This window comes from Azospirillum sp. TSH20 (assembly GCF_003115935.1).
Lineage (GTDB): Bacteria > Pseudomonadota > Alphaproteobacteria > Azospirillales > Azospirillaceae > Azospirillum.
This window is the reverse complement of the sequence record NZ_LGQU01000185.1, coordinates 1-5,866: the sequence shown is the minus strand read 5'-3', so window position 1 is coordinate 5,866 and position 5,866 is coordinate 1. Positions and strand designations below refer to the sequence as shown.

Sequence of the window (5,866 nt, the reverse complement as noted above, 5' to 3'; positions counted from 1 at the left end):
GTCGGGTCAAGTCGATGCTGAAGCGGCCGGTGATGATCGACCTGCGCAACATCTACAACCCCGAGGACATGGCGAAGGCCGGCTTCACCTACAGCTCCATCGGCCGGCCGTCGCCGGCGGGTGGAATGGACCGCGGTTAAGGTCCAAAGACGGCGTCCAACAGAGGACTAACGAGACGATGAGCGAAGCCCATACCTTCCACCCCACGGTGCTGCGCGAGTACGACATCCGCGGCATCGTCGGCAAGACGCTGACTCCCGCCGACGCCCGCGCGGTCGGCCGCTCCTTCGGCACCGTGGTGGTGCGCAAGGGCGGCAAGACGGTCTGCGTCGGCTACGACGGCCGTCTGTCCTCGCCGGATTTGGAGGAGGCGCTGGTCGACGGGCTGGTTTCCACCGGCCTGCACGTCCTGCGCATCGGGCTCGGCCCCACGCCGATGCTGTATTTCGCCACCCGCGACCGCGACGCGGCGGCCGGCATCATGATCACCGGCTCGCACAACCCGCCGGACTACAACGGCATCAAGATGATGCTGGGCAAGGGTCCGGTCTATGGCCAGCAGATCCTCGACCTCGGCACCATGGCGGCCAAGGCCGACTGGGAGCAGGGCCAGGGCTCGTCGGAGAAGATCGACGTCCAGGACGAGTATGTCGCCCGCCTGCTGAAGGATTATGACGGCACCCGCGACCTGAAGATCGCCTGGGATGCCGGCAACGGCGCGTCGGGCGAGATCCTGCGCCGCCTGACCGCCAAGCTGCCGGGCAAGCATGTCCTGCTGTTCGACAAGATCGACGGCAACTTCCCCAACCACCACCCGGACCCGACGGTCGAGGCCAATCTGGTCGACCTGAAGAAGGCGGTGGCGGAGCATGGCTGCGACATCGGCATCGGCTTCGACGGCGACGGCGACCGCATCGGCGCCATCGACCACAAGGGCCGTGTGGTGTGGGGCGACCAGCTGGTCGCGCTCTATGCCGCCGACGTGCTGAAGAGCCATCCGGGTGCCACCATCATCGCCGACGTCAAGGCCAGCCAGGCCCTGTTCGACGAGATCGCCAAGCATGGCGGCAATCCGCTGATGTGGAAGACCGGCCACTCGCTCTTGAAGGCCAAGATGGCGGAGACGGGCTCGCCGCTGGCCGGCGAGATGTCGGGCCACATCTTCTTCGCCGACAAGTGGTACGGCTTCGACGACGCGCTCTATTGCGGCGTGCGGCTGGTCGGGCTGGTCAGCAAGCTGAACACCACGCTGGCGGACCTGCGCGACGGCCTGCCGGACATGGTCAACACGCCGGAGACCCGCTTCCAGATCGACGAGGAACGCAAGTTCGCCGTGGTCGAGGAGGTCAAGGGCCGCGTCAAGGCGTCGGGCGCCAAGGTCAACGACATCGACGGCGTCCGCGTGACGACCGACGACGGCTGGTGGCTGCTGCGCGCGTCCAACACCCAGGACGTGCTGGTGGCCCGCGCCGAGTCCTACAGCCAGGAAGGGCTGGAGCGGCTGAAGGGCGCACTGATCGAGCAGCTGGTGGCGTCGGGGCTGAGCGCGCCGTCGTTCGAGGGCGGCGGGTCGGCGCACTGAGGTTTGGGGTGGGGGTGTTCGGGCTTTGGCTGGCGAATGCCCCCTCCCTAACCCTCCCCCGCTGGGCGGGGGAGGGGACAAGTGCTGATGCGGGAGAGGGGCGGCAGTCCCTCCCCCGCCCAGCGGGGGAGGTTAGGTGGGGGTCTAACGACCCCTTACCTGAAACTCGCCAGATGCCTTCTGAACCGCGCTAGACTCCACGCGAAGAACAGCGCGCCGATGCCGGCCGTCGCCGCGAACCTGGGCCACACCACGTCGAAGCCCGCTCCGCGGAACAGGATCGCCTGGGCGAAGGCGACGAAATGGGTCGAGGGTGACAGCTGCATCGCCGTTTGCAGCCATTCCGGTTCGCTTTCCAGCGGGGTGAAGCCGCCGGACAGCATGTCCATCGGCAGCACGATCAGGATGAACAGCAAGCCCAGCTGCGGCATCGATCGCGCCACGGTGCCGAGAAAGATGCCGAGCGCCGTCGCGAAGAACAGATAGAGCGCCGTCCCGGCCAAAAACAGCGGGACCGAGCCGGCCAGCGGCACCGACAGCAGGCCGCGCAGCACCACATAGAGCGCCACCAGCGTCAGGCCCAGGATCACCGCACCATTCGCCAGCACCTTGGCGGTCATGATCTCGGCCGGGCGGACCGGCATCACCAGCAGATGTTCGAGCGTGCCGTGCTCGCGCTCGCGGATCAGGGCGGCGCCGGCCAGCAGAACCGCCAGCATGGTGACGTTGCTGACCACCGCCATGGTGCCGGTGAACCACTTCGTATCGAGCGCCTCGTTGTAGGCGACGCGGATCTGAAGGCTGACCGGGGCGGCGGTGCCCTCGGCCTCGCGGCGGACGAAGCGGCCGACCTCGTCATCGACGATGCCCTGGATGGTGCCGGCGCCGATGCCGGCCTGCATCATGGCGGTGGCGTCGATCAGCAGCTGGATCGTCGGGCTGCGGCCGGCCAGCACGTCGGCCTGAAAATCGGGCGGAATGTCGAGCACGAAGGTGTAGCGGGCGGAATCCATCGCCGGATCGACCTCGGCATGGCCGATCATCACCGGGGTCTGGAACTCCGGCTGGTGAAAGCTGGAGACCAGACGCTGCGACAGGGTGGAGCGGTCCTCGTCCACGATGGCGATGGCGGCGTTGCGCAGGTCATGCGAGATGCCGGTCGCCTCGCTGTAGACGGAGAAGGTGAAGGAATAGACGACGAAGCCCAGCATGAAGACGTCGCGCAGAAGGCTGATCCACTCCTTGCGCGCCAATGTCAGGCTGTTGCGGAGGAAGCGCATCATGGCTCAGCGCTCCTGTTTCGGCAGGAAGGCGACGCCCAGCGCCAGGAAGACAGGCACGAAGGCGGCGGTCGCCAGGATGAAGGGGAGAAGCTCCGGCAGGGCGAGGCCCTTGGTGAAGGCGCCGACGGAGATCTTCAGGAAATGGGTGGTGGGGAACAGCGTGCCGAACAGCCACGCCCCGCCTTCCAGCGTGGAGACCGGCTGCAGCATGCCGGAGAATTGGGTGGCCGGCAGCATGGTGACGATGGCGGTGCCGAACACCGCCGCCGTCTGCGTCGCGGTGAAGACGGAGATCAGCAGCCCCAAGGCCGTGGTCGCCACCACATAGACCAGCCCGCCGAGCAGAAGTCCGATCAGGCTGCCCTTCACCGGCACCCCGAACAGGGTCACGGCCATGGCGACCATCAGCAGCAGGTTGAAGGCGGCCAGCCCGATATAGGGTAGCTGCTTGCCCAGCAGGAACTCCAACCGGGTCACCGGGGTGACGTAGAGGTTGGTGATGGAGCCCAGTTCCTTTTCGCGCACCACGCCGAGGGCGGCCAGGATGGCGGGGATGAAGACCAGCATCAGGCCGATGGTGCTGGGCACCATGGCATCCAGGCTGCGGAAGGCCTGGTTGTACCGGTACCGCATCTCCAGAGTGGCGGCGGGGGCGGGCAGGGTGACGCCGGACGCGACGGCGGTGTCCTCGATGAAGCGCTGGTGCAGGCCGGCGACATAGCCCTGGATCGTCTCCGCCCGGAAGGGCATGGCGCCGTCGATGCGCACCGCCACCTCCGGGATGCGGCCACGGCGGAGATCGCGGCCGAAACCCTCCGGGATTTCGATGGTCAGCGACGCCTCGCCGCGTTGCAGGCGGAGCGCAAGGTCGCGGGCGTCGATGGCGGGCGGGGTGGCGCGGAAGCTGCGCGAGCCGTCGAACTGTTCGATATAGGCGCGGCTCTCGGGGGAGCGGTCGTGGTCGAGGACGGCGAAGGTCAGGTTCTCGACATCCATGGTGATGCCGAAGCCGAAGACCAGCATGAGCAGGACGGTGCCGAGCAGGGCGACAGTCAGGCGGACGGGGTCGCGGCGGAGTTCGAGGGTTTCGCGCCATGCGTAGGCGAGCAGGCGGCGGCGGGAGAGGGGGGAGGACTCCCTCTCCCGCCCCGGGAGAGGGAAGGGGCCCATGGCATCGCCATGGGAAGGGTGAGGGGTAGTGCAAGGAACCATGCGGTTCGGGTTGCTTGGATCACCCCTCACCCTCCCCACGCCTACGGCGTGGGTCCCCTCCCTCTCCCGGGGCGGGAGAGGGCGATTTTGGTCGGATTCCTCCGCCTGTTCCATAAATCCGATGAAGGCGTCGTCCAGGCTGTCGGCCTGCTGTTGGCGGCGCAGCTCGTCGGGAGGGCCGGCGGCGATGACGCGGCCGGCGTTCATGAAGGCCACCCGGTCGCAGCGCGCCGCCTCGTTCATGAAATGGGTGGAGACGAAGATCGTCACCCCCTGGTCGCGCGACAAGGCGATCAGGTCGCGCCAGAACTGGTCGCGCGCCACCGGATCGACGCCGGAGGTCGGTTCGTCGAGGATCAGCAGCTCCGGCCCGTGCAGGATGGCGACGGCCAGCGACAGCCGCTGCCGCACGCCGAGCGGCAGGCGGTCGGCCACCGCGTCGATATAGGGGGACAGGCCGAAGCGCTCCACCAGCGCCGGCAGTCGGGCGTCGGCGTCCGTGAGGTCGAACAGGCGGGCGTGCAGGTCGAGGTTCTGGCGCACCGTCAGTTCGCCATAGAGCGAGAAGGCCTGCGCCATGTAGCCGACGCGGCGGCGGCTCTCCAGATCGGTGGCGTCCACCGGTTTGCCGAACAGCCGCGCCTCTCCCGCCGTGGCGGGCAGCAGGCCGGTCAGCATCTTCATCGTGGTGGTCTTGCCGCAGCCGTTGGAGCCGAGAAAGCCGAAGATCTCGCCGCGGCCGATGCGGAAGCTGATGTCCGACACCGCGGTGAAATCGCCGAAGCGGCGGGTCAGGCCGATCGCCTCGATGGCCGGTTCGGCGCCGACGGGCTCGGGCGGGCGGGGCGGGACGGTCAGGCGCTGGTGGCCGCGCCGGGCATCCTCCGGCAGCAGGGCGACGAAGGCCTCCTCCAGATCGGCGGCCCCGGTCTGAGCCTTGATCGCGGCGGGGGTGTCGTGGGCGAGCAGGCGGCCGGCGTTCATCATGACGACTTGGTCGAACCGCTCGGCCTCGTCCATGTAGGAGGTGGCGACCAGCACGGTCATGCCGGGGCGGCCGGCGCGGATGCGGGCGATCAGGTCCCAGAACTGCCGGCGGGAGAGCGGATCGACGCCGGTCGTCGGCTCGTCGAGGATCAGCAGGTCGGGATCGTGCAGCAGGGCGCAGCACAGGCCGAGCTTCTGCTTCATGCCGCCCGACAGCTTGCCGGCCGGGCGGTCGGGAAAGGGGGCGAGGCCGGTGGACTCCAGCAGGTCGGCGATGCGGCGCTGGCGCTCGGTGGCGTTCAGGCCGAAGAGGCGGCCGAAGAACTGGAGATTTTCGGCGACGCTGAGGTCGGCGTAGAGGTTGCGGCCCAGACCCTGCGGCATATAGGCGATGCGCGGCTGGAGCGCGGCGCGGCCACGGCGGTCGGAAACGTCGGTGCCGAGGACGTGGACGTTGCCCTGCTGGATTTTCTTGGCGGTGGCGATCAGGCCGAGCAGGGTCGATTTGCCGACGCCGTCCGGGCCGATCACCGCGACGCTGGCTCCGGCGGCGATGTCGAGGGAGGTGTCCTCCAGCGCCACCGTCCCGCCATAGCGGTGCCGCACGCCGGACAGCGAGACGGCGGGAGCGGGGGTCATGATGGGGTGTCCCCTCTCCCCCCCGGGGAGAGGGTTAGGGTGAGGGGGGAGCGTGGGGTGGATTGGTCGGCGGAGCGCGCTGAATTCTCAGCGAAGTCACGCTGTGCGTCCCCCCCCCCCCCACCCCCTCCCCCGGGGGGGGGGGGGGGGATGGGTTGGGGGG

General features: G+C 68.6%; 3 protein-coding genes and 1 pseudogene. 2 read left to right on the top strand and 2 right to left on the bottom strand.

The window, feature by feature from the left end; genetic code table 11:
* Together TSH20_RS36030 and TSH20_RS33500 are read left to right on the top strand one after the other, a co-directional pair.
* A pseudogene (locus tag TSH20_RS36030) lies at positions 1-140 on the top strand (UDP-glucose 6-dehydrogenase); the annotation flags it as partial.
* 38 nt (positions 141-178) lie between these two features.
* Entirely contained in the window at positions 179-1,582 is a 1,404-nt protein-coding gene (locus TSH20_RS33500) for a phosphomannomutase/phosphoglucomutase (protein WP_109157819.1), read from the top strand.
* A 155-nt stretch (positions 1,583-1,737) separates the two neighbouring features.
* Here the strand turns inward: TSH20_RS33500 and TSH20_RS33495 are convergent, their stop codons facing one another.
* Together TSH20_RS33495 and rbbA are read right to left on the bottom strand one after the other, a co-directional pair.
* The gene (locus tag TSH20_RS33495) at positions 1,738-2,865 is read right to left on the bottom strand and encodes an ABC transporter permease (RefSeq protein ID WP_109157818.1); all 1,128 of its coding nucleotides are present in this window, start codon (positions 2,863-2,865) and stop codon (positions 1,738-1,740) included.
* A gap of 3 nt (positions 2,866-2,868) precedes the next feature.
* Positions 2,869-5,703, bottom strand: coding sequence for a ribosome-associated ATPase/putative transporter RbbA (gene rbbA, locus TSH20_RS33490; RefSeq protein WP_109493030.1), 2,835 nt, complete (start codon positions 5,701-5,703; stop codon positions 2,869-2,871).
* Between the last annotated feature and the right edge of the window lie 163 nt (positions 5,704-5,866).